The sequence below is a fragment of the Streptomyces sp. AM6-12 genome (genome assembly GCF_044327085.1).
GTDB lineage: Bacteria > Actinomycetota > Actinomycetes > Streptomycetales > Streptomycetaceae > Streptomyces.
This window is the reverse complement of record NZ_JBIQWN010000002.1, coordinates 106,122-128,357: the sequence shown is the minus strand read 5'-3', so window position 1 is coordinate 128,357 and position 22,236 is coordinate 106,122. Positions and strand designations below refer to the sequence as shown.

The 22,236-nt window shown below is 74.0% G+C and carries 17 protein-coding genes and 1 pseudogene; 17 read left to right on the top strand and 1 reads right to left on the bottom strand.

Features of this window, described 5'->3' with window-relative positions:
* Nucleotide 1 precedes the first annotated feature (1 nt).
* Nucleotides 2-1,027 (top strand): 2,3-diaminopropionate biosynthesis protein SbnA, encoded by a 1,026-nt coding sequence (gene sbnA, locus ACE4Q9_RS29030; RefSeq protein WP_397987468.1) that lies wholly within the window; start codon nt 2-4, stop codon nt 1,025-1,027.
* A 431-nt stretch (nt 1,028-1,458) separates the two neighbouring features.
* Here sbnA and ACE4Q9_RS29025 read toward each other — a convergent pair whose 3' ends face one another.
* On the bottom strand, nt 1,459-2,811 hold the full coding sequence (locus ACE4Q9_RS29025; RefSeq protein ID WP_397987467.1) for a hydrolytic protein: 1,353 nt from the start codon (nt 2,809-2,811) through the stop codon (nt 1,459-1,461).
* Nucleotides 2,812-3,007: 196 nt separating this feature from the next.
* Here ACE4Q9_RS29025 and ACE4Q9_RS29020 point away from each other — a divergent pair.
* From ACE4Q9_RS29020 to ACE4Q9_RS28945, 16 genes and pseudogenes are all read left to right on the top strand, one after another.
* A pseudogene (locus ACE4Q9_RS29020) lies at nt 3,008-3,710 on the top strand (LuxR C-terminal-related transcriptional regulator).
* Between the two features lie 207 nt (nt 3,711-3,917).
* Nucleotides 3,918-7,136: a hypothetical protein gene (locus ACE4Q9_RS29015; RefSeq protein WP_397987466.1), complete on the top strand. Its 3,219-nt coding sequence runs from the start codon at nt 3,918-3,920 to the stop codon at nt 7,134-7,136.
* Nucleotides 7,133-7,837, top strand: a complete 705-nt coding sequence (locus tag ACE4Q9_RS29010; protein ID WP_397987465.1) for a DUF4255 domain-containing protein — start codon at nt 7,133-7,135, stop codon at nt 7,835-7,837. The genes ACE4Q9_RS29015 and ACE4Q9_RS29010 overlap by 4 nt, the downstream gene beginning before the upstream one ends.
* The gene (locus tag ACE4Q9_RS29005) at nt 7,837-9,903 is read left to right on the top strand and encodes an AAA family ATPase (protein WP_397987464.1); all 2,067 of its coding nucleotides are present in this window, start codon (nt 7,837-7,839) and stop codon (nt 9,901-9,903) included. Before ACE4Q9_RS29010 ends, ACE4Q9_RS29005 begins: the two co-directional genes overlap by 1 nt.
* A 208-nt stretch (nt 9,904-10,111) precedes the next feature.
* Complete coding sequence (locus ACE4Q9_RS29000) at nt 10,112-11,668, top strand: phage tail sheath family protein (RefSeq protein ID WP_397987463.1); 1,557 nt, start codon at nt 10,112-10,114, stop codon at nt 11,666-11,668.
* Between the two features lie 45 nt (nt 11,669-11,713).
* Entirely contained in the window at nt 11,714-12,154 is a 441-nt protein-coding gene (locus tag ACE4Q9_RS28995; RefSeq protein ID WP_037662774.1) for a phage tail protein, read from the top strand.
* Entirely contained in the window at nt 12,151-12,648 is a 498-nt protein-coding gene (locus ACE4Q9_RS28990; protein WP_397987462.1) for a hypothetical protein, read from the top strand. Before ACE4Q9_RS28995 ends, ACE4Q9_RS28990 begins: the two co-directional genes overlap by 4 nt.
* Complete coding sequence (locus ACE4Q9_RS28985; protein ID WP_164932503.1) at nt 12,645-12,803, top strand: DUF6760 family protein; 159 nt, start codon at nt 12,645-12,647, stop codon at nt 12,801-12,803. Before ACE4Q9_RS28990 ends, ACE4Q9_RS28985 begins: the two co-directional genes overlap by 4 nt.
* 4 nt (nt 12,804-12,807) lie before the next feature.
* A complete protein-coding gene (locus ACE4Q9_RS28980; RefSeq protein WP_397987461.1) occupies nt 12,808-15,882 on the top strand; it encodes a hypothetical protein in 3,075 nt (1,024 codons plus the stop codon).
* A 25-nt stretch (nt 15,883-15,907) separates the two neighbouring features.
* Nucleotides 15,908-16,333 carry a phage tail protein gene (locus tag ACE4Q9_RS28975; RefSeq protein WP_397987460.1) on the top strand — a complete coding sequence of 142 codons (426 nt, stop codon included), beginning with the start codon at nt 15,908-15,910 and terminating at the stop codon, nt 16,331-16,333.
* Between the two features lie 52 nt (nt 16,334-16,385).
* Complete coding sequence (locus tag ACE4Q9_RS28970; RefSeq protein ID WP_397987459.1) at nt 16,386-17,108, top strand: LysM peptidoglycan-binding domain-containing protein; 723 nt, start codon at nt 16,386-16,388, stop codon at nt 17,106-17,108.
* Nucleotides 17,105-18,928, top strand: coding sequence for a VgrG-related protein (locus tag ACE4Q9_RS28965; RefSeq protein WP_397987458.1), 1,824 nt, complete (start codon nt 17,105-17,107; stop codon nt 18,926-18,928). Before ACE4Q9_RS28970 ends, ACE4Q9_RS28965 begins: the two co-directional genes overlap by 4 nt.
* Nucleotides 18,929-18,965: 37 nt before the next feature.
* Nucleotides 18,966-19,283 (top strand): PAAR domain-containing protein, encoded by a 318-nt coding sequence (locus ACE4Q9_RS28960; protein WP_397987457.1) that lies wholly within the window; start codon nt 18,966-18,968, stop codon nt 19,281-19,283.
* A complete protein-coding gene (locus ACE4Q9_RS28955) occupies nt 19,283-19,705 on the top strand; it encodes a GPW/gp25 family protein (protein WP_397987456.1) in 423 nt (140 codons plus the stop codon). The genes ACE4Q9_RS28960 and ACE4Q9_RS28955 overlap by 1 nt, the downstream gene beginning before the upstream one ends.
* Complete coding sequence (locus ACE4Q9_RS28950) at nt 19,705-21,675, top strand: putative baseplate assembly protein (protein WP_397987455.1); 1,971 nt, start codon at nt 19,705-19,707, stop codon at nt 21,673-21,675. The genes ACE4Q9_RS28955 and ACE4Q9_RS28950 overlap by 1 nt, the downstream gene beginning before the upstream one ends.
* Nucleotides 21,672-22,235, top strand: a complete 564-nt coding sequence (locus ACE4Q9_RS28945) for a phage tail protein (protein ID WP_397987454.1) — start codon at nt 21,672-21,674, stop codon at nt 22,233-22,235. Before ACE4Q9_RS28950 ends, ACE4Q9_RS28945 begins: the two co-directional genes overlap by 4 nt.
* Nucleotide 22,236: the final 1 nt, after the last annotated feature.

Sequence of the window (22,236 nt, the reverse complement as noted above, 5' to 3'; positions counted from 1 at the left end):
CGTGCCTGTCATTACCGCTCCCTATGCCTTCAACGAGGGCCATCTCTTCGTCGACCTGGAGTCGATCTGCGGACAACCCCTCCATCTCAAGTGCGAGGGCTTCAACTTCGCCGGCTCCATCAAGCTGAAGGCCGCGAACGAGATGGTGGAGAGCGCCGAGCGGGACGGACTCCTGACGCCGGAGTCCATCCTCGTCGAGTCCTCCTCCGGGAACCTCGGCGTGGCGCTCAGCATGATCGCCGCCAGCAAGGGCTACCAGTTCCTGTGTGTGACGGACTCCCGTTGCAACCTGTCCACCAGACTGCTGATGGAGGCGCTCGGCAGCGAGGTGCACGTCATCGCCGACCAGGACTCCAACGGCGGATTCCTGGGCACGCGGATCGAGTACGTGCGCCAGCTGTGCGCGTCCGACGAACGGTACGTCTGGCTGAGCCAGTACACCAACGCGGGCAACTGGCGGGCGCACTACCGCACCACGGCCCCGGAGATCGCCCAGGAGTTCCCCGACCTGGACGTGGTGTTCATCGGGGCCGGCACCACCGGCACCCTGATGGGCTGCGCCCGCTGGTTCCGGCAGTGGCACCGGCCGGTGCGGATCGTCGCCGTGGACAGCGTGGGCTCGGTGGCCTTCGGCGGCGAGCCGGGCCGCCGGATGATCCCGGGCCTGGGCATGAGCATGCGCCCGCCGCTGCTGGACGAGTCCGTCGTGGACGAGGTGATCCGGGTGGAGGAGGCGGACACCATCCGCATGTGCCACCGCATGGCCCGCCGCGGCTTCCTGTTCGGCGGCTCCACCGGGACCGTCGTCAGCGGGGCCACCGACTGGCTGGCCCGGCACGACGCCCGCGGCCTGTCCGCGGTCGCCATCGCGCCCGACATGGGCGAGCGCTACCTCGACACCGTCTACCAGACCAACTGGCTCCAGGACCTGTACGGCGATCACGTCCTGGAGGACGAGGGGCTGGACTCCGTGACGGAGGAGGTCGAGTCCGCGCCCCGGACGTCGGAGCGCAGGCGCCGCCCGTAGCGCCTCGGCCAAGGAAGGGCGCCTGACCGGGGATGTTGCCCCGATAGGCGCCCTTCGGCATGCGCGAAAGGGCGGCTCGGGGGTGCCGCGGAGGGCAGCGCCATGCCGTGCCCGAGGGCGCTCCCGCCGGGTCCTAGGGGGCAGCTTCGCCCCGTACGGGAGGGCATGTACGCCCCGCGCTCGGGGGCACGCCCGCGCGGACCCTGCCGCACCCGTCCCCCACATGAACGGTAGGGAATAGGCCATTCCGTCCGGCCCCTGCCGCGCCGTGGGCCCCGGCACCGCTTCCGCCGGGCCTTGGATTCCCTGGCCACCGGCGTTGACCTGCACATTTCCTGCACAGTTCGGCCCGGAATCGGTTTTCGGACGGAGTGAAAGGCGCCCCTTCCCTCATAGGCCACACCAGGCGAACTATTTTCAGAAAAGCCACCTCATTGGGCGACGTTCGCGAGTTCACCGCTCACGTTCAGGACCTCATGGCACTGCTGTGCCTGCCGGCCCGTGGCCGGTGTGCCCGGCTTCGCGCAGGTGACTTTCGCGGTGACGGTGGCGTTCGCGGGGATCTCGATGGGGGTGACCCAGTGGTAATCCTGGTTGCGGAAGGTCTCCAGCGCGATCGTGGTGATCTTCCGGTCGCCGAAGGTGATGGTCATGACCCCCTCGTCGCCCTGGAAGTTGGCGACCACGATGTCCGTGACGCCGAACACCTTGCCCTTGGGCACCGTGTAGCTGCCGGTCTTGTCCTGTCCGCCGGCCGTCTCGACGTCGATGGTGGTCGAGCTCTGCTCACCGCCGCCCACCGAGCTTCCGGGACCGGTGCCGCCGGGGCTGCCGCCGCCGGGCACGCCGGTTCCCGTGCCGCCCTGTTCCTTGCCGGTGCCCGTGCCGGCGCCGGTGCCGTTCCCGGTGCCCGGCGACTGCCCGTTCTTGTCGCCGCCGGGGGTGGGGCGCGGCTGGACCACCTCGTCGGCGGCCTGCCGGGCCGCGCTGCGCACCGCGGGGCGCACCAGCGCGAACCACGCGAGCAGCAGGGCGAGGATGGCCGCGAGCAGGGCCAGCAGCCACTTCGGGAAGATGGGGATCTGGACGAACTCGGCCTCCAGCGGGGGCCGTACATACGTCGCGGGGCGGGCGCTGCCCTCCGCCTCCGCCTCGGCCGCGCTGTCGGTGGGGTGCACGGTGAACGGCCATACGGCGGGTTTGCCGAACCACACCGGTTTGCCGGTGCGCACCCGCAGCCGGGTCTCCGCCGACTCGCCGGGCGCCAGCTCCAGGTTGGCCGGGACGAACCCGAACCGCAGCTCCTCACCGGCCTGTTCGGGCCGGAAGGCGATCTGCGTCGGGGTGTTGCCCTCGTTGCGCACCACCACCCGGTAGCGGCCGCGCAGCCAGCCGCGCCGGCGCCGCGGGAGGATCTCGGTGCGCAGCTCGTGGAACGCCTCGATGTGCACCGTGGTCTCGGGCACGGTGACCGACTCGGGGTGCTCGGCCGGCAACACCCGTACGCCCAGCGGCACATCGCCGGCCCGGACCTCGGGCGAGCGGGGTGGGGCCAGGGTGATGGTGACCGTCTCGGAAGTGCCGGGGTAGAGCGAGATACGCGCGGGTTCCACGGTCGCCCAGGGCGCACAGTCGCCCACCACCTCCAGCGTGTACGCCTCGACGATGTCGCTGTCGTTGCGCACGGTCAGGCTGGTGGTGGCGGTGCCGCCCGGCGTCACCGTCACGGCCGGGATGTCGAGGCCGGGGGCGCCGGGTCCGGAAGAGGGTGCAGATGGCGTCACGCCACGACGGTAGAGCCGTACCCGGACGGCGACGAGAGATGCTGGGGCAACTTCCGGGCAGCCGACTTGCCCGCAGCGGCCAAGGTCAACTCCACTGAAGGGGAGACGAGCTGACACGCCGTAGGCGGCGTGTGCTCCATCCCACCGCGCCGGACGCCACCGTCGTCGCCCGGCTCGCGTCCTCAACAACGCCACCATGTCCGGCCTTGCGAAAGAAAGTACCCTTTATGATCGTCCAGATGCCCGGCGGGACCCAGCCCGCCTCCGTCGGCCGCCCGGGCCGGGTGACCGTGGCCGTCTACGCGCAGGACCTCGTCCTGCACATCGGCATCGTCCAGCAGTTGCGCCAGCGGCCGGAGCTGGAGTTGCTGTCCGACGCCGACGCGGACGGGGCGCAGATCTCGCTCGTGGTCGTCGACACCGTGGACGACGAGGTGACGGCCCTGCTGCAACGGCTCCAGCGCAACACCGCCACCCGCACCGGCCTGGTGGTGGGCACCTTCGAATCGGCGGCGCTGCAAAGGGTGATCGAGTGCGGGGTGGGCGCGGTGCTGCGCCGCTCGGAGGCCGACCAGGACCGGCTGCTGCATCTGGTGCTGGCGCTGGCCAACGGCGAGGGCGTGCTCCCCGGCGATCTGCTCGGCAAGCTGCTCAGCCATGTCGGCAGCCTCCAGCGGGCGGCGCTCGACCCGCGCGGGCTTTCCCTGTCCACGCTGACCGCGCGCGAGGCGGACATGCTGCGCCTGGTGGCGGAGGGCCTTGACACCTCGGAGATCGCGGAGAAGACCTCGTACTCCGAACGGACCGTCAAGAACGTGCTGCACGAGGTGACCACGCGGCTCCAGCTGCGCAACCGGGCGCACGCGGTGGGATACGCGCTGCGCAACGGGCTGATCTGACGACGGCTCGGCCGGCCGCACCGACGGCCGGCCGCCGCGCGCTCGGCGAGGGAGCGGGCGCGGGCCGAGTGCCCCGGACACCCGGCGATTGCCCGAAAGCGCAACGGGCCCTTCCCCCGGAAGGGCCCCCGGCGCCCTGCCGCAGGCCCCGCCCGTGCCGCACAGTGGCGGGGCGCACCCATGTGTACCGAGACTGCGAGGTGGACCGTGAACGGCACCGCTGGCCCCGGCGGGCAGCGCCGGCTGGGGAGATTCGGCGCCTCGTCGCTGCTGCTGGTCCCGCTTCTGGCGGTGACCGCGGCCTCGGGACCGAGCGGCGCGGACCCCGTCCGGCCGACGGCCGCCGCCACCGCGCCCGCCCGCGTGGCGTACGCGGGCACCGACCACCGCAGCCTGGGCCGGGTCACGAAGACCGACTCCAGCGCCCCCCTGTTCGGCTCGGGCCCGGCGCACTACGACGTACAGGCGACGGCGCTCGGGGACACGATCGTGTTCGCGAGCCGCCGCGACGACAAGCATCCGCAGATCTATCTGCGGGCGCCGGACGGCTCGGTGCGCAAGCTGACCAGCGGCCGGGACGCGGCGCATCCCCGGCTGACCCCGGACGGCGGTGCGGTGGTGTTCGACTCGGCGGAGCCGGGCGGTCCGGACGGCAAGAAGCAGCGCGATCTGTGGCTGGTGCGCACCGACGGCACCGGTCTGACCCGGCTGACCGACACGCCGTACGACGAGCAGAGCCCGACCGTGTCGGCGGACGGGCAGCGGCTGGCCTACAGCGCGAACCCGGACGCGGGCGCCGGACCGCAGATCTATGTGCGCCCGCTGGCCGGGGGCACCGCGACCGCGCTCACCGGGACGCTCGGCGGCAAGGCGACCGAGCCGGTGTTCAACCCGGTGAACGACGACGCGCACCGCGGCCTCCTCGCGTACACGTACACCGCCGACTCCCAGACCGGGCCGAAGCTGCGGGAGCTGGGCCGCCCGGACGGGGACCAGCCGCTGCTCGCGGGCACGGCGGCACAGTGGCAGACGCACGGCGCGGCCTGGCTGCCCGACGGCAACGGTGTGCTGTTCCTCAGCACCAACCACACGTGCAGTTGCGAGGGCGACTGGAACCATGTGTGGCGGGCCCCGCAGAACCCCGGCCAGAATCCCGACCCGGAGCTGGTGCTCAGCGAGAACCGCGATGTCACCTCGGTGACCTGGGTCGGCCCGCTGACCGGCGGCTACCCGGTGGTGGACCGGCTCTCGGAGCCCGTGCCGCAGGTGAACGGCCAGAACGCGACGCCGGACCAGCGGGTGGCGACCTTGCAGGACGTGCGGATGGACGGCTCCGACCCGCGCGATCTCGGGGTGACCGTCCTCCAGGAGGACCCGGCGGCCGGCACCAACACCGATCCGTCGAAGGACCCGTTGTTCCAGCCGGCGGCCGGGTACGACCCCTGGACCGAGCGGCAGAACTACACGCCGGACGGCCGCGGGATCGTGGTGACCCGGTTCGAGAACGCGCCGAGTGGCCAGGGACGGATCGAGCGGATCTGGACGACGGATGCCGACGGCCAGAACCCGCGGGCGCTGCCGCTGGCCGGGCGGGGGCCGCAGGACTGGGACACCGACCCGACGTTCTCACCGGACGGCAAGTACCTCGCGTTCACCCGGACTTCACCCGGCGGGGTCGGCTCCGCGTCCGGTCCCGGCCGCATCCTGATCGCCGACGCCGGCACGGGCGCGATCGTGCACGAGGTGGTGCCGCCGGCCGGTCAGCAAAACGGCAGCGACGCGCAGCCGACCTGGTCCCCGGACGGCACGACGCTCGCCTTCACCCGCAACGAGGTGATCGACGGGAACGGCGGCAACAAGCACATCTGGACCGTGCCGATCAACGACCTGAACGCGCAGAAGGACCTCAGCGCCGCGAACTGCCCCGGCAACTGCTCGGTCATCGACGACAGCCCCGCGTTCTCCCCCGACGGGCGCACGATCGCCTTCAACCGCAAGAACGGCGGCGGCCGCGTCGACGAGCGCAACGGCCTGGTGCTGACCTCCGTGTCCGGTGGCAGCTGCCAGGTGCTGCTGCCCGCGGCCGCGCGGGGCACCACGGACGCCTGCCGGCAGCAGCTGCCCGACACCACGGTCACCGGACCGCACCAGCCGCGCGACGCGGCCTGGACGGCCGACGGCACCCAGATCGTGTTCAGCGCGCGGGACGACGCACCGGTCAACTGCCCCGAGAACCTGTACGTGCTGACCGTGGCGACCGGCCGTGTCACCCCGCTCACCACCGAACTGCCGGGCCGTCAGAAGGAGCCCAGCGTCGAGCAGTCGGTGGACCTCGCGGTGCACGCTCCGGGTACGACGCCCCCGGTCACCGTCGGCAAGTCCACCGACCTGAAGGTGGACGTCGTCAACAACGGCCCGGCCGCCTCGCCCGGCACCACGCTGACCATGGCACCGCCGGCCGGGGTGACCGTCACCAAGGTGACCTATCCCGGCGGCAGTTGCGACGCGGCCACGCTCCAGTGCGACCTGGGGGTGGTGCCACCCGGTACGACGGTCCCGGTCACCGTGACCGTCACCGGGAACGTGACCGGCGACCAGCCGATCGACTGGTCGGTCACCGGCAGCGTGATCGACCCGCAGCCCGGCGACAACTCCGCCCGGACCGTGGTGCCGGTGCAGCCGCCCGCGCCGCCGACCCCGCCCCCGACACCCACTCCCACACCGACGCCCACCCACACGCCCACCCCGCCGCCCGCCCCGCCCACACCGCCCGCACCCAAGGCGGGGCCGGGGGTCACCGTGACCGCCCAACCCGATCCGGGCTATGTCGGCGGCCGGGTCGTGGTCACGTACACCGTGCGCAACGGCCGCAACGCGCTGGCCACCGGGCTGCGGCTGCGCGTAGCGCTGCCCGCCGGGATCCCGAACGGCGGTCCGCCGCCGGGCTGCGACAGCTCCTGGCTGTGCGCGCTACCGGACCTGTCGCCGGGTGCGAGCACCGTCGTACGGGTGGTGCTCGCACCCGACCACGCGCTGACCGGCCGGGCCACCGGCGTGCTGACCACCACCGGCACGGACGCCGATCCCCGTGACAACAAGGCCAGTACGAAGCTGCGGATCCTCCAGCCGAAGATCATCGCGGTGCCGCCGATCGGCAAGCCCGGCTTCGTCACCTCGGTGCGCGGCAAGGACTTCCCGCCGGGCGTGCCGGTGCGGTTCGCCTGGAAGCCGGGGATCACCGCGGCCGCCGCGCCGACCGTGCCCAAGCCGGACGGCACCTTCATCGGCCAGTTGCTCATCCTCACCAAGGACCAGACGGGACCGCGCACCATCACCGCGCGGGGGCCCGGATTCTCCCCGGTGAAGACGGACTTCCTGGTGGTGCTGGGCAGTGTGCAGCCGCCGGACGAGGTGACCCGCCGATGATCCACGAGGTCGACGAGGCGCTGCGCGCGCTGCTCGCCGGGTCCGGTCTGGAGGCGTCCGGGGTCGAGGTGGTCTTCGACGCGCCGACCCGCGAGTGGGCGGCCCGCCGCAACGCGCCCACGGTGTGCGTGTTCCTGTACCACATCCAGGAGGACGCCACCCGGCGCGGCAGCGGCGCCGGTGAGGTGCACGACGCCGAGGGATATGTGGTGGCGCGGCGCACCCCGCCCCGCTGGTTCGAGCTGACGTATCTGGTCACGGCGTGGGCGAGCCGCCCGCAGGACGAACACCGGCTGCTGTCGCAGGTGCTGGGCACGCTGGTGAGCACGGACGCGCTGCCGGAGGAGCTGCTCACCGGCACGCTCGCCGAGCTGGGGCTGACCGTCTCCCTGGACACCGCCGGGGGCGGGATCGACGCGCCGTCCGCGTCCGATGTGTGGTCGGCGCTGGACGGCGAGCTCAAGCCCTCGCTCGGGGTCCGGGTGCGCGCGCCGCTGGCCGCCGTGGCCCGCCCGGCCGCGCCGCCGGTGACCGAAGGGCTCGTGGTACGGGCCAATGGGCTCGGACCCGGCGAGGAGCCCGCGCCGGGACGGCGGCTGCGGTACGAGGAGGTGGGCGACCCCGGTGCGGAGGGCTTCGCCGGCCCGCGTGCGCGGCCCGCGGTGCCGGCCCGGCGCCGCAGGGGAAGGCGGCAGCCCTGATGTACGCCACCGAGGCCGAGGTCGACGTCCTGTGGGCGCGGCTGCGGCTGATCGAGGAGCGGGTGCGGTACGCGGTGGCCGCGCGGCGTGCCGTCGACCCGGATCCCGACGACCCGTACCGGGGCCAGTATCTGACCCCGGAGGCGGTGCAGCGGATCCTCGACGGGGAGGGCGGCCTTGGGCTGCCCGAGCACGAGCCGCCGCCGGTGCCGCCGACGTCCGGACTCGGGGTGCTGGCCGAGCGGTTCGGGCTCTCGCCGCTGGACACGGATCTCCTCCTCATCGCCCTGGCGCCGGATCTGGACCCCCGGTTCGAGCGGCTGTACGGCTTCCTCAACGACGACCTGACGCGTCGCAGGCCGACGGTCGCCCTCGCCCTTGAGCTGTGCGGAGTGCCCGCCGCGTCGGCGGCACGCTTCCGGTTCTCTCCCGGTGCGCCGCTGACCGCAGGCGGCCTGATCGAGGTCACCGAGCCCGAACGGCCGCCGCTGTCCCGCGTGCTGGCGGTCCCGGACCGGGTGAGCGCGCACCTGCTGGGCGGCACGGAACCGGACGCGCGGCTCGCCGACGTGCTCGGCGAGGCCGCCGCCGACCCCACGGCCGAGCCCGCCGACGTGGCCCGAGCGGCGGCCGCGGCGCGCTCCGGCCCCGGTCTGGTGCACGTGCCGGACCGTGGGGGCGACGCGCCCGGCCTCGCGGTGGCGGCCCTGCACGCGGCCGGGCTGCGACCGCTGGTGCTCGACACGGCGGCGCTCGCCCGGCGCCCCGCCGAAGTGCCCGCGCTCGCCCGCGTGGCCGCCCTGGAAGCCCGGCTGTCCGGCGCGGGCGTCGTCCTCGGCCCGCTGGAGGCACTGCCCCCCGAGCCCGCCCAGCGCGACCGGATCACACGGGACGTGACCACGGCACTGCGCGGCCTCCCGCTGTTCGTGTACGGCGCGGACGGCTGGGACCCGGCCTGGGCCGCCGACACCCCGGTGGTCCTGCCGGTGACTGCGCCCTCCCCCGAGCGGCAGGCCGCGCGCTGGCGGCACGCGCTCGAAGGGGCCGGCTGCGACGGCGTCGCCCCGGCCGACGCGGAGGCGCTCGCCTCGGCGGTCGCCGCGCACCGGCTGGACGGCGGGCAGCTGCGCCGGGCCGCGGACGCCGCGGTGCGCACGGCCGCGCTGGCCGACCGCGCGGTGCGGCCCGACGATCTGCGGGCCGCCGTACGGGCGCAGAACGGCGCGGGGCTCGCGCGGCTGGCCCGCCGGGTGGAGCCGGCCGTCGGATGGGACGACCTGGTGCTGCCCGCGCCGACCCACCGCCGGTTGCGGGAGCTCGCGGTGCGCGCCCGGCATCGCGAGCAGGTGCTCGGGCAGTGGCGGATGCGGCCGGGCGGCGGCCGGGGGCGGGGCGTGATCGCGCTGTTCGCCGGCGAGTCGGGCACCGGCAAGACCATGTCAGCCGAGGTGGTCGCGGCCGACCTGGGCATGGATCTGTACGTGGTGGACCTGTCCACCGTGGTCGACAAATACGTCGGCGAGACCGAGAAGAACCTGGAGCGGATCTTCACCGAGGCGTCCGCGGTCAACGCGGTGCTGCTGTTCGACGAGGCCGACGCGATCTTCGGCAAGCGCTCGCAGGTCAAGGACGCGCACGACCGGCACGCCAACATCGAGTCGGCGTACCTGCTCCAGCGCATGGAGTCCTTCGACGGCATCGCCGTACTGACCACCAATCTGCGAGCCAATCTGGACGAGGCGTTCACCCGGCGGCTCGATGTGATCGCGGACTTCCCGGTGCCGGACGCCGGTCAGCGGCGCGCGCTGTGGGAGCGGTGCCTGGGCGGGCACCTGCCGCGGGCCGGCGATCTCGATCTCGGCTTCTGCGCGGACCGCTTCGAACTGGCCGGCGGTTCCATCCGGGCGTGCGCGGTGACGGCCGCGTATCTGGCCGCCGAGGCCGGACGTCCGCTGAGCATGCGGCAGTTGATGACGGCGGTCGCCCAGGAGTACCGCAAGCTCGGCCGGCTGGTCCTGGAGAGCGAGTTCGGGACGTGGACGAGGGAGATGCTGGCGGACTCCTGAACCGGCCTCCGGCCAGCGGTTTTCACCGGTTCCGGGGCCTAACGGCAGGGTCCGTTGCCCGAAAGGGAAGGCCGCGCCGGTCGCGGTCGCCCGGAAAGGCAGCCGACTTGCCCTCGCCCAGGTCCGCGCGCCCCTGTCGCCATGCCGCACCCGCCTCCGAGACTCGGTATCGACGCAGGTGACACCCTTGGCACACGAAGGAGCGAGTATGCCGACGTACCTCACCCCGGGCGTGTACGTGGAGGAGGTGCAGTCCGGTGCGCGACCGATCGAAGGGGTCGGCACCGCCGTCGCCGCGTTCGTCGGCTTCGCCCAGACCGGACCCTTCCACGAGCCCACCCTGGTGACCAACTGGGATCAGTACACCCAGCTGTTCGGCGGTTTCACCGAGGGCACCTATCTGGCACACGCCGTGTACGGCTACTTCGCCAACGGCGGCGGCGCGGCCTACGTGGTCCGCATCGGCGGCTCCGGCCGCGACTCCGCCGCCCCGGCGGCCCATTCGGTGCCCCGGCAGGCCCCGGCGCCCGAGCCGGTGGCGGTCGGCGGCTTCCTCGTCGCGGCCAAGCCCGGCGTCTCCGGGGTGTCGGTGGAGATCGCCGACCCGGAGGGCGACAACAACCCCGAGGACCGCTTCCGGCTGCTGGTGCGGCGCGGCGAGCAGGTGGTGGAGAACTACGACGTCTCCACCCGCAAGAACGTCAAGGGCTATGTCGTCAACCAGGTCCGGGCGTCCAAGCTGATCGAGGTCACCGAGCAGCGCGACGCCACCCAGGCGCGGCCCGCCGCCCAGACGGTGGCCCTGCCCGACGCGCCGGGTGCCCCCGCGGCGCCCGCCGCCGGTGAGGTGGCCCGGCTCGACCCCGCCGAGTACGTCGGCGACTCCGCCGCCCGCACCGGGTTCGGCGGTCTGGAGGCCATCGACGAGATCACCATGGTGGCGGTCCCGGACCTGATGGGCGCCTACCAGCGCGGCGACATCGACGCGGAGGGCGTGCGCACGGTCCAGCTCGCGGTGATCTCGCACTGCGAGCAGATGGGCGACCGGGTGGCCGTCCTGGACACCCCGCCGGGCCTCAACGCCCAGCAGGTGCGCACCTGGCGCAACGACGAGGCCGGCTACGACTCCCGGTACGCCACCCTCTACTACCCCTGGGTGCGGGTCTTCGACCCGGCGGCCGGCCGCAACACCACGGTCCCGCCGAGCGGTCACATCGCGGGCGTGTGGGCGCGCAGCGACGCCGAGCGCGGCGTGCACAAGGCGCCCGCCAACGAGGTGATCCGCGGCGCGGTCGACCTCGAACTGCGCCTGAGCAGGGGCGAGCAGGACCTGCTGAACCCGATCGGCGTGAACTGCGTACGGGCCTTCCCCGGCCGCGGCATCCGGATCTGGGGCGCCCGCACCCTGTCCTCCGACCCGGCCTGGCGCTACCTGAACGTGCGCCGGCTGTTCAACTACCTCGAAGAGTCCATCCTGCTGGGCACCCAGTGGGTGGTCTTCGAGCCGAACGACGACCGGCTGTGGTCCAGCATCCGGCGCAATGTCACCGCGTTCCTCACCGAGGAATGGCGGCGGGGCGCGCTGTTCGGGCGCACCGCCGAGGAGGCGTTCTACGTCAAGTGCGACCGCGGCAACAACCCGCAGGAGTCCATCGACCAGGGCCGGGTCGTGTGTGAGATCGGTGTCGCGCCGGTCAAGCCCGCCGAGTTCGTGGTCTTCCGGCTGGCCCAGTTCTCGGACAGCACCAGCCTCATCGACGAGTGAGACCAGTGACCCGCGGGTCGGTCTAGGAAAGGTGACGAAACAGTCATGGCAGAGGGCGACGCTCTTTCCACCCATGTCTTCGGCGTGCAGCTCGGCGGCTACATGGTGGAGTCCATCCAGGAGATCAGCGGCCTGACCGTCGAGGAAGAGGTCGTCGAGGTACGACAGGTCACCTCGGAGGGCAAGCAGATCATCCGCAAGCAGCCGGGCGCCCGGCAGGCGGGCGAGATCACGATCACCCGCGGACTCGACAAGTCCAGCGAGTTCACCAAGTGGATCAAGGAGACCCTGAACAACGGGGCCGTCGACACCGCCCGGCAGAACCTGACCATCGAGATCAAGGACTCCAAGGGCGAGACGGTGCGCCGGATCCAGCTGATGCAGGGCTGGGCCTCCCGCTGGGAGGGTCCCTCGCTCAAGGCGGGCGAGTCCGCGGCGGCGACCGAGACGGTGACCATCGTGTTCGAGGAGATCGTCGTCGAATGAGGCGCCGTACGGTGACGGCGGGCAGCCTGGAGGAGATCCTCGACGCGACGGCGCCCGCCCCGGCCCCCGAGCAGTCGCAGGTCCCCGCGCCACCGTCCGGCCCCCCGGCCACGCGCGAGCACGGGCTGCGCACCGAGTTCGAGTTCGAGCTGCCGCGCGGGTACGTGGACGAGTCGGGCACGCTGCACCGCAGCGGGTCGATGCGGCTCGCCACGGCCCGCGACGAGTTGCGCCCGCAGATCGACCTGCGGGTCAAGGAGAACCCCGCGTACCTCAGTGTGGTGCTGCTGAGCCAGGTGATCACCCGGCTCGGCACCATCACCGATGTGCACGCGGGCATCGTGGAGCGGATGTACGCCACCGACGTCGCCTTCCTCCAGGACTTCTACCGCCGGGTCAACAGCGAGGGTCACACCCGCGCGGCGGTGACCTGTCCGCACTGCGAGGGCGGCTTCGAGGTCGACCTCTCGGGTGGGCGCCTGGGGGAATCGTGACGTACGCGCTTCCCCGGCTCCGGGAGGAAGTCGCGTACATCGCCTATCACTTCCACTGGCAGCGCGAGGAGATCCTCGATCTCACGCACGCGGAGCGCCGACAGTGGGTGGGCGAGATCGCCCGTATCAACGCCCGTATGAACGAGGGTGGTTGAGGTCATGGCGTGGTGGAATGCGGTACGCCGCCGCGAGGACCGGGCCGCCGACACCGCGTCGGCGGCCCCGTCGGGTCCGTCCGGCACCGAGCCGGCGGGGGCGTCTTCGTCCGTGCCCGAGGGATGGGACGGCGGCTGGCGCCGGGTCGCGCCGCCGTCGCTGACCGTGGCCCGCGCGCCGCTCGGCGTCAGCGACGGCCTCACCTTCCGCGACGGCCTCGCCTCCTGGCAGAACCCCGCCTTCGACTCGGGCCTCGGCCACGGGCTGCTGCCCTCGGCGCCGATGGGCCTGGTGCACGGCGTGACGCGTCCCGCCGTCCAGCGGTCGGAGTACGGGGGCGGCGGCCCGCTGCTGCTGCGCTCGCTGCCGGAGCCCGGTGGCGATGAGGCGGCGGACGGCGAGGGCACCGGCTCCGCGCCGGCGCAGGTGCAGCGGGTGGTACGGGCCGAGGGCCGGACGGGTGGAGCGGTACGGCGCCGGGCCGGCTCGGCACGTCCGCACGCCCCTGCCGAGCCCGTTGCCGGTGACCGTGCGGGGCGGGTGAGCGGACCGGAGCTTCCGGTGGTACGGCGGGTCGCCGTGGTGCCGAATGCTCCGAGCACCGGAACCCCGCCCCGGAGTACGGCGGTTGAGCCGGGCGGGGCGGAAGCCGTACGACCGCGACCGCTGGGCCCCTCGCTGACCGTCGCCCGGCGGGTGGCGGCCCGGCCGGTACGCCGGGTCACGGCGGTACGACCCGTGCCGGGGGCCGGTGTGGAGGCCGGGGCCGCTGTGACCGGTACCGGTTCCGGTGCCGGGGTGGCCAGTTCGGGTTCCGCTCCCGGTGCCGTTCAGCGCGCTCCCGCTCCCGGACGGGCGCCTGGGCGTGCCCAGTTGGGCGCACCGATGGCGGAACTCCCGTCCACCGCCACTCCCTTGGCCGCCGACGGACCGTCCGGTCCCGTCACGGCCGAAGTCCGGTCGCCGAGCGGTCCGGTGCTGCCGGTCGTGCAGCGCAGGGCGGACGCTCCCGCCGCTCCCGAGGCCGCCGCCGGGGAGGCCGTCGCGGCGCCGCGTGCCGTCACGGCCGACCCGCGGACCGGCGCGGGTGCGCAGGCCCCTGTCGTACAGCGCCAGGCGGACGGCTCCGGTACGGCCGGTGCTCAGGCTGCGTCCAGGCCGCTGCTTCCCGAGGTGCGGCGCCAGGCGCACACCGGTGCCGCCGAGGGTCCCGAGGCGCCCCGCGCCGCCGAGGTCCAGCCGTCGGCCGACCCGGTGCTGCCCGTCGTACAGCGTCAGGCGGAGGCTCCTGTCTCCGCCGGGCACGAGCTGCCGGCCACCGAGGCACCCAAGCCCGCCCGCGCCGCCACGGCCGACGCTCCGGCGCCCTCCCGGCCGCTGCTTCCCGACGTGCAGCGGCTGGTCACTCCCGGCTCCGCTGCGGACACCCGACCGGCCACGCCGGACCTGCCGGCGACCGGGGCCGCCGAGACTCCCCGCACGGCCGACGCTCAGCCGACGGCAGGGCCGGTACTGCCGGTCGTACAACGCCAGACGGACGCCGCGGACGTACGGCCAGGCTCCGAGCCGGTGCCGCCCGTCATCCAGCGCAGGGCGGACGCCTCAGAAGCCGCCCGACCGACCACCACGCCGCTCCTTCCCGGAGTTCAGCGCCGGGTGGACGCTCCTGACGCGTCCGGCCTGACCGCCGACGACGGCACCCCCGCTTCCCGTGCCGCCGCCGGGCCGGTGCTGCCCGTCGTCCAGCGTCAGGCGGAGGCTCCCGGCACCGGGGCCCCCGCCAAGCCGCTGCTCCCCGGAGTACGGCCCCACGCGGACGCTCCCGCCACCACCGGCGCGGAACTTCCCGCCACGGCTCCCCGACCGGCTGCCGCCGCCGAGCCCGCGCCCGGACCGGCGCTGCCCGACGTACAACGCCAGACGGACGCCTCCGCACGGCCCGGCGCCACGGCCGATCCGGCGACACGGCCAGGCGCCGGGTCCGAAGGGCCCGCGCCCACGCGCCGTACCGAGCGGCACGGCCCGTCCGGGGCCCGCGCCCGTGGTGGTCTGGGCGCGCCCCTCTCCGCGCTCCCGCCGACCGCCGCCCCGCGTGGGCCGGTCGATGCCGGTGGCCGTCCCGCCCAGCCCTCCGTCCAGCGCGCGGCGGCCAGGCAGGACTCCCCCCTCCTGGGAACGGCGGCGAGCACCGGGACGCCCGGGACGGTGACCAACTCATCTGCACAGAAGCCCGTTTCGGCGCCCATCGAAGGGCCCGCACCGGCCACTCCCCTGGTGACCCGTGCCGTGGCCCAGCCCGCCCCCTCGGCCGCGGGCGCGCCCGGCGTCGTACAGCGCGCGGTGTCCGCCGGACCGGCGACATCCGGACGGCGTACTCCCGTCGTCGTGGCCCGTGCCCTCGCCGAGCCCCGCCGGTCCGTGCGCGCCACGGCCCGCTCGCTCCTCTCCGCCCGCCCCCTCACCCTCAGCACCCGTGCCCCTGAAGGCATGCCGCACCCCGACGCGCCCGGCGCGCCCGCCAAGCCCCCCGTGGTGGCCGCCTCCTGGCGTCGTGAACCGGCGCCCGAGGCCCGGCAGGCCGCACCCCAGGTGCAGAGGGCACCCGCTTCGACTCGCCCCGCACTCCCCGTCGTACGCCCGGACACCCCCGTCCAGCGGGCGGCAGCCGGAGCCGCCCTGCCGCTGACCGAGGCGCAGGCGCCCCCGCTCCAGGCCTCCCCGGCACCGGCGTCGCTCACGCCGCCCGGCGGGCTCCCCGTGCCCGTGGTGCGGGTGGCCCGGCCGGCGGAGCCGGCTCCCGTGCTGCCGGGCGGCGTTCAGGTCGACGTCGTCCAGCGGGACGCGAAGGGGGCCGCCACCGGGAAGTCCGCGACCGACCGCCCCCGTTCGGCCTCCGCCCCCGCCGCCTTCCGGGCGCCGGGCACGACGGCCGGCGGGAAGGAGGCCGCGCCGCAGGATCCGGGCGTCGACCTGGAGGACCTGGCGCGGCGGCTGCTGGACCCGTTGGCCCGGTTGCTGCGGGCCGACATGCGGCGGGGACGGGAACGCGCCGGACGCCCCTACGACGGACGGCGCTAGCGGACATGGAACGGATGGCCCACGGATGACGGACAACATCTTCGCGACGAGCGTGTTCTTCCGGCTCCAGATCGGCGGCAACGATCTGGGCGCCTTCCACACGTGCTCCGGCATGGGCGCGCAGGTGGAGATGGAGAGCTACGCGGAGGGCGGCAACAACGGCTTCACCTGGCAGCTGCCGGGCCGGGTCACCTGGTCGAACATCACGCTGACCCGGCCGGTCACCGCCGACACGATGAAGATCGGCCGCTGGCTGGACCAGACGCTGCGCCGCGTGGAGCCCAAGGACGGGGAGATCGTGGCGCTGAAGCCGAATCTGTCGCGGATCGTCGGCTGGCAGGTGCTCGGCATCGTCCCGGTGCGCTGGGAGGGGCCGTCCTTCGACCCGGCCAACTCGCAGCCGGCGGTGGAGACCCTGGAGATCGCCCACGAGGGACTGCGGCCCTCCTGACCCCGCCGCGCCACTCCCTGTCACCCCGATCCGTACGAAAGGAGTCCCCGGTATGTCCGCCGCCCCCCGCACCAGCCGTGCCCGGGCCCAACTGACCCTGAAGGAACCCCCTTCGGCGGTCGGCGCGAAGCCCGGCGGGACCATCGCGCGGCTCGATCTCCAGTTCAACCCGTCCACCCTGCAACTGCGCAAGTCCACCACCTGGCGGCGCACCCCCTCGCGGATGGCCGGGCAGTCGGCGCTGCCGGAGTTCGTGGGCAGCGGGCCGCGCGAGCTGAGCCTGGAGGTCTTCCTCGACGCGACCTCGACGCACGACGACTCGGTCGAGCAGGCGGTGGAGAAGCTGATGAAGGCCTGCGTGCCGAGCCCGGCGAGCCTCGCCCGCAAGAAGCCGGCGAGCCCCTGGGTGCGGTTCGAGTGGGGTACGGCCCGCACGACCTCGTTCGACGGGGTGATGTCGGGGCTCTCGGTGACGTACACGCTGTTCGACGTGGACGGCAAGCCGCTGCGGGCGACCTGTTCGCTCTCCATCGAGGAGGCGAGCGTCGACCCGGCGGGGCAGAACCCCACCTCGGGCGCGCGCACCGCCCGCAGCACGCACACGATCGTGGCCGGGGACAGCCTGGCGCTGCTGGCCTGGCGGGAGTACGGCAACCCGACGGCCTGGCGGGTGATCGCGGAGGCGAACGGGATCGACGACCCGATGGACCTGGCGCCCGGCACCGAACTGGTGGTGCCGGCGCTCGGGGACGCGGGCGGTGAGGAGGAGCGGTGACGACACCCGAGGCGCGCGGCGGCCGGTCGTTCGCGGCGGACCCCGTCGTGGAGGCGCCCGGTGAGCTGCCGCAGATCTGGGCGGCGCAGCTGGTGAGTTGTGTGGTGGACGAGAACGTGGGGCTGCCGGACACGGCGGTGCTCACCTATCGCGACCCGGACAACGAGTTCCTCCAGTCGACCGGCGTCACGCTCGGCACACCGCTGAAGGTGTCGGTGGTGACGGTCGCCGGGCAGGCGCGCGAGCAGTTGTTCAACGGCGAGGTCACGGCGGTGGAGATCGACCGGGACGGCACCGGCTCGTTCACCGTGTTGCGCGCCTACTCCAAGGCGCACCGGCTGCAGCGCGGCCGGAAGGTGGTGGCGTACCGGAACATGACGGCCGCCGCGATCGTCCGCAAGGTGGCCGCGGGCGCCGGTCTGCCCGTGGGGAAGGTGGAGGCCGCGCCGGTCACCTACCAGCAGTTGTCGCAGGCCAACGTCTCCGACTGGGACTTCCTCCAGTACCTGGCGGGCGAGAGCGGTGCGCAGGTGCGGGTCGACGACAAGGGGGTGCTCCAATTCACCCGGCCCGAGCCGGCGTCGGGGGCACCCGCGCCGTCGACGCCGGCCACGCAGAGCCCGATGGTGCTGGAGTACGGGCGCAATCTGCTGGCGCTGCGGGCCGCCCTGTCGGGCGCGGACGGCGCGTCCCAGGTGGAGGTGCGCGGCTGGGACGTCACCACCAAGACGCCGCTGGTGGCCCGGCAGCCGTCGGTGACCAGCCAGTCGGTGCAGCCGGGGCTCTCCCCGTCGCTGGCGTCCGCGTTCGGGGCGAGCGCCAAGCTGACGGTGACCGACACCCCGTACCGTACGCAGGCCGAGACGGCGGCGGCGGCCTCGGCGATCTCCGCGCACGTTGCTTCCGGGTTCGCCGAGTTGGAAGTGGTGGTGGAGGGCAGTCCGCGGCTGCGGGCCGGGGTGCCGGTGGCGCTCGGCAATGTGGGGCCCGCCTTCTCCGGCCGGTACACGGCGACCGCCGTGCACCACAGCCTCGATCCGCACGGCGGCTACCGGACCACGGTGTGGGTCAGCGCCAGCCCGGACCGGTCGCTCGCGGGCCTGGCGACCGGGGCCAACGCGCCCGGCCGGGGCCCGCGCATTCCGGGCCTGGCGATCGGTGTGGTGACGGACGTGCGGGAACCGGGCGGCGCGCAGAGCGGCGCGGTGCGGCTCAAGTTCCCCTGGCTGGACGACACGTACGTGTCCGACTGGGTGCGCACGGTGCAGTGGGGCGGCAAGGGCGGCGGGGGCGTGGTCAGCCCCGAGGTCAACGACGAGGTGCTGGTCGGCTTCGAACAGGGCCTGCTGGACAGCCCGTACGTCATCGGCGGCCTGTACAACGGCGTGGACACCCCGTCCAAGCACGACGTCCCGCTGATCGACGGGACCAGTGGCAAGGTCAACCGGCGTTCCATCGTGTCCCGTTCGGGCCACCGGGTGGAGCTGCTGGACCCGCGGTCGGGGCCCTCCGGGGTACGGCTGCGCACCGGCGACGAGCGCATGGAGGTGCTGCTCGACGACCGCCAGGACCGGATCACGCTGACCGTGTACGCGGCCGGCGGGCGGCGCGCGCTGTCCTCGGTGCGCCTGGACGAGCACGGCATCACGCTGGACGCGGGCACCGGCACGGTCACCGTGAAGGGCGCCTCGGTGGACATCCACGGCACCAACTCGGCGACCGTGTCCGGCCGTTCGGCGACGGTCTCCGGGCAGACCGATCTCACGCTGGACGGCGGCCTGCTGGGGGTGCTGAAGGCCGACCTCGTCCGCATCAACTGACCCACCCGCACCAGACACTTCCCAGGAGGAGCCCCACATGCCCGGCGCAGCCCGTACCGGCGATTCCACCAGCCACGGCGGGGTGGTCGCCACCCCGCCGCCCGGCGCCGCCGCGACGGTGGCGCGGGTGCTGATCGGCGGCAAACCCGCCGCCGTGGTGGGCAGCCTGCACACCTGCCCGATCCCCCCGCACGCGGCCCTCGGCCCCGGCAATGTGATCATGCCCAGTCCGGCCGCGCTGACCTCCGGCCTGGTCCTGATCGGCGGGCTGCCGGCCGCACGGGCGGGCGACACGACCACGTGCGGCGCGAACGTCCTGCTCGGCGCCCTGAACGTGCAGGTCGGAGGGGTGTGATGAGCGAGCGGTTCATCGGCCGGGGCTGGGCGTTCCCGCTGCGGGTCGGCCCGACCGGCGGGATCGCGCTGGTGGAGCGGGAGCGGGAGATCGAGGAGGCCATCCGGCTGGTCCTCGGCACCGCGCCCGGCGAGCGGCCGATGCGGCCCGAGTTCGGCTGCGGCATCCACGACTACGTCTTCGCGCCCGGCGACGGCTCCACCGCGGGCCGGATCGCGCAGCAGGTGCGCGAGGCGCTGGAGCGCTGGGAGCCGCGGATCGGCGTGGACGAGGTGGTCGTCGCCTTCGACGCCGTGGACGACGGCACCCTCTACATCGATGTGCGCTACACGATCCGTTCCACCAACGACCGGCGCAACCTGGTGTTTCCCTTCTACACGATCCCCTCCGAGGAGGGGACCGAGGAAGCGGTCGCGGACTGATGGCCCTGCCCTCCCCCAATCTGGACGACCGGCGCTTCCAGCAGCTCGTCGACGAGGCGAAGCGCTATGTGCAGCAGCGCGCTCCGGAGTGGACCGATCACAACGTCTCCGATCCGGGCGTCACCCTGATCGAGACGTTCGCGTACATCGTGGACCAGCTGCTGTACCGGCTGAACCGGGTGCCGGACAAGAACTACACCGCTTTCCTCGACCTGTTGGGCATCCGGCTGTTCCCGCCCGCGGCGGCCTGCGCCGAGGTGGACTTCTGGCTGTCGGCGCCGCAGCAGGACGCGGTGACGCTGCCCGCGGGCACCGAGGTGACCACTGCGGACGGCGAGGCCGAGGAGCCCGTGGTGTTCGCCACCAAGGACGAACTGCGGATCGTACCCAGCGAGTTGACCCGGCTGGTGAGCGCGCCGCGGGGCGGTGAGCAGACCGACCGGACGCGCGAGCTGGCCGAGGGCCGCGACGTGCGGTGCTTCCAGGCGGCCCCGCAGCCGGGTGACGCGCTGCTGTTCGGGCTGCCCACGGCGGTGCCGCGGTGCATCGTGGCGGTCCGGCTGGACAGCCGGGTGGAGGGCGTCGGCGTGGACCCGCGCCAGCCGCCGCTGGTGTGGGAGGCGTGGGACGGCGGCCGCTGGCGGCTGTGCGAGACCGGCACGGACACCACGGGCGGTCTGAACCGGCCCGGCGAGGTGATCGTGTACGTGCCGACCGGGCACACGGCGTCCGTCATCGGCGGCACCCGCGCGGGCTGGCTGCGCTGCCGGGTCACCGAGCCGGAGGCGGGCCAGCCGTTCTACTCGGAGTCCCCGACGGTGCGCGAGGCCACGGTGTTCACGGTCGGCGGCACCACCGCGGTCGAGCACGCCGAGACCGTCACGGACGTGCCGCTCGGCACCTCGGAGGGGGTCGCGGGCCAGACGTTCCGGCTCGGCCGCCCGCCGGTGCTGCTGGACGGCGGGCCGCCGCTGGTGGAGGTCTCCTCGGCCGACGGCTGGCAGCGCTGGGAGGTGGTCGAGCACTTCGGCCGCTCGGGCCCCGGCGACCGGCATGTGCGGGTGGACGCCACCACCGGCGAGTTCAGCTTCCCGCCGGCGCTGCGCGAGCCGGACGGCACGCTGCGGCTGTGCGGGGCGGTGCCGGAGAAGGGCGCCCGCATCCGGGTGTCCCGCTACCGCACCGGCGGCGGCCCGGCCGGCAATGTGGCCCGCGGCGCGATCTCGGTGCTGCGCAGCTCGGTGCCGTACATCGCGCGGGTCGTCAACCGGGAGGCGGCGCGCGGCGGCGTGGACGGGGAGACCGTCGCCAACGCCAAGCTGCGTGCCCCGGACGCGCTGCGCATGCAGGAGCGGGCGGTCACGGCCGAGGACCACGAGATCATCGCCCGGCAGGCGGCGCCCTCGGTGCGCCGGGTGCGCTGTCTGCCCGCCGGGGACGCCGGGGCCGGGCCGGGTGCGGTGCGGGTGCTGGTGGTGCCGGACGCGGTCGCCGACGAGGGCGACGACCGGCTCCGCTTCGAGCAGCTCATCCCGTCCGACCAGGTGCTGACCGCGATCACCGGCAGCCTGGACGAACGGCGTCTGATCGGCACCCGGCTGGTGGTGGAGCCGCCGGTCTACCAGGGCGTCACCGTGGTCGCCCGGCTGGCCACCGCGCCGGCCGACACCGACCGGGTGCGGGACGCTGCGCTGGCCGCGCTGTTCCGGTACCTCAACCCGCTGCGCGGCGGCCCGGACGGCACCGGCTGGCCGTTCGGGCGTCCGGTGCAGTACGGCGAGGTGTTCGGAGTGCTCCAGCGGGCCACCGGCAACGCGCTGGTGGAGGACATCCGGCTGTTCGCCGCCGACCCGATCACCGGGCGGCGCGGCGCGCCGGTGGACCGTATCGACGTCGGTCCGGGCGCGCTGGTCTTCTCCTACCAGCACCAGGTCGTCGTGCAGCCCATCGAGCCGGAGGGGCGCCCATGAGCCGTGCCGCCGTTCCCGGTCTGCCGAGCCGGCATCCGATCGGCGGGCTGCTGCCCGCGCTGTACGCCGACGACGACTTCGCGCAGCGGTTCACGGCGGGCCTGGACACCGTCCTCGCCCCCGTGTTCGCCACGCTCGACAATCTGGCCGCCTATCTCGACCCGCGCGTCGCCCCGGCCGACTTCGTGGCCTGGCTGGCGTCCTGGGTGGGCGCGGCCGACGACCCGCAGTGGCCGGACGAGCTGCGCCGCGAGGCGGTGGTACGGGCGGTCGAGCTGCACCGCTGGCGCGGCACCCGGCGCGGTCTCGTGGAGCGGCTGCGGCTCACGCTCGGGGTGGACGCCGAGGTCACCGGCGACGGGGGCGCGGTGTGGTCCAGCACGCCGGGCGCCCCGCTGCCGCCCGCGCCCTCCGGTGAGGTGCTGGTCCGGGTGTGGCCGGGCCGGGAGCCGGTGGTGGACGCGGACCGCGTCCGCGAGATCGTCCGCGCCCACTGTCCCGTCCATGTCCCCTGCCGGGTCGAGGTCCTGTCCGGACCGCCCGCCGACGAAGGGAGGTGAC

Coding starts and splice junctions, on each gene's coding strand:
- ACE4Q9_RS28980 (WP_397987461.1), top strand. CDS start 12,808: ATGGCGTGGTGGAATGCGGTACGCCGCCGCGAGGACCGGGCCGCCGAC.
- ACE4Q9_RS28970 (WP_397987459.1), top strand. CDS start 16,386: ATGTCCGCCGCCCCCCGCACCAGCCGTGCCCGGGCCCAACTGACCCTG.
- ACE4Q9_RS28990 (WP_397987462.1), top strand. CDS start 12,151: ATGAGGCGCCGTACGGTGACGGCGGGCAGCCTGGAGGAGATCCTCGAC.
- ACE4Q9_RS28945 (WP_397987454.1), top strand. CDS start 21,672: ATGAGCCGTGCCGCCGTTCCCGGTCTGCCGAGCCGGCATCCGATCGGC.
- ACE4Q9_RS29010 (WP_397987465.1), top strand. CDS start 7,133: ATGATCCACGAGGTCGACGAGGCGCTGCGCGCGCTGCTCGCCGGGTCC.
- ACE4Q9_RS28960 (WP_397987457.1), top strand. CDS start 18,966: ATGCCCGGCGCAGCCCGTACCGGCGATTCCACCAGCCACGGCGGGGTG.
- ACE4Q9_RS28995 (WP_037662774.1), top strand. CDS start 11,714: ATGGCAGAGGGCGACGCTCTTTCCACCCATGTCTTCGGCGTGCAGCTC.
- ACE4Q9_RS28975 (WP_397987460.1), top strand. CDS start 15,908: ATGACGGACAACATCTTCGCGACGAGCGTGTTCTTCCGGCTCCAGATC.
- ACE4Q9_RS28955 (WP_397987456.1), top strand. CDS start 19,283: ATGAGCGAGCGGTTCATCGGCCGGGGCTGGGCGTTCCCGCTGCGGGTC.
- ACE4Q9_RS28950 (WP_397987455.1), top strand. CDS start 19,705: ATGGCCCTGCCCTCCCCCAATCTGGACGACCGGCGCTTCCAGCAGCTC.
- ACE4Q9_RS29000 (WP_397987463.1), top strand. CDS start 10,112: ATGCCGACGTACCTCACCCCGGGCGTGTACGTGGAGGAGGTGCAGTCC.
- ACE4Q9_RS29005 (WP_397987464.1), top strand. CDS start 7,837: ATGTACGCCACCGAGGCCGAGGTCGACGTCCTGTGGGCGCGGCTGCGG.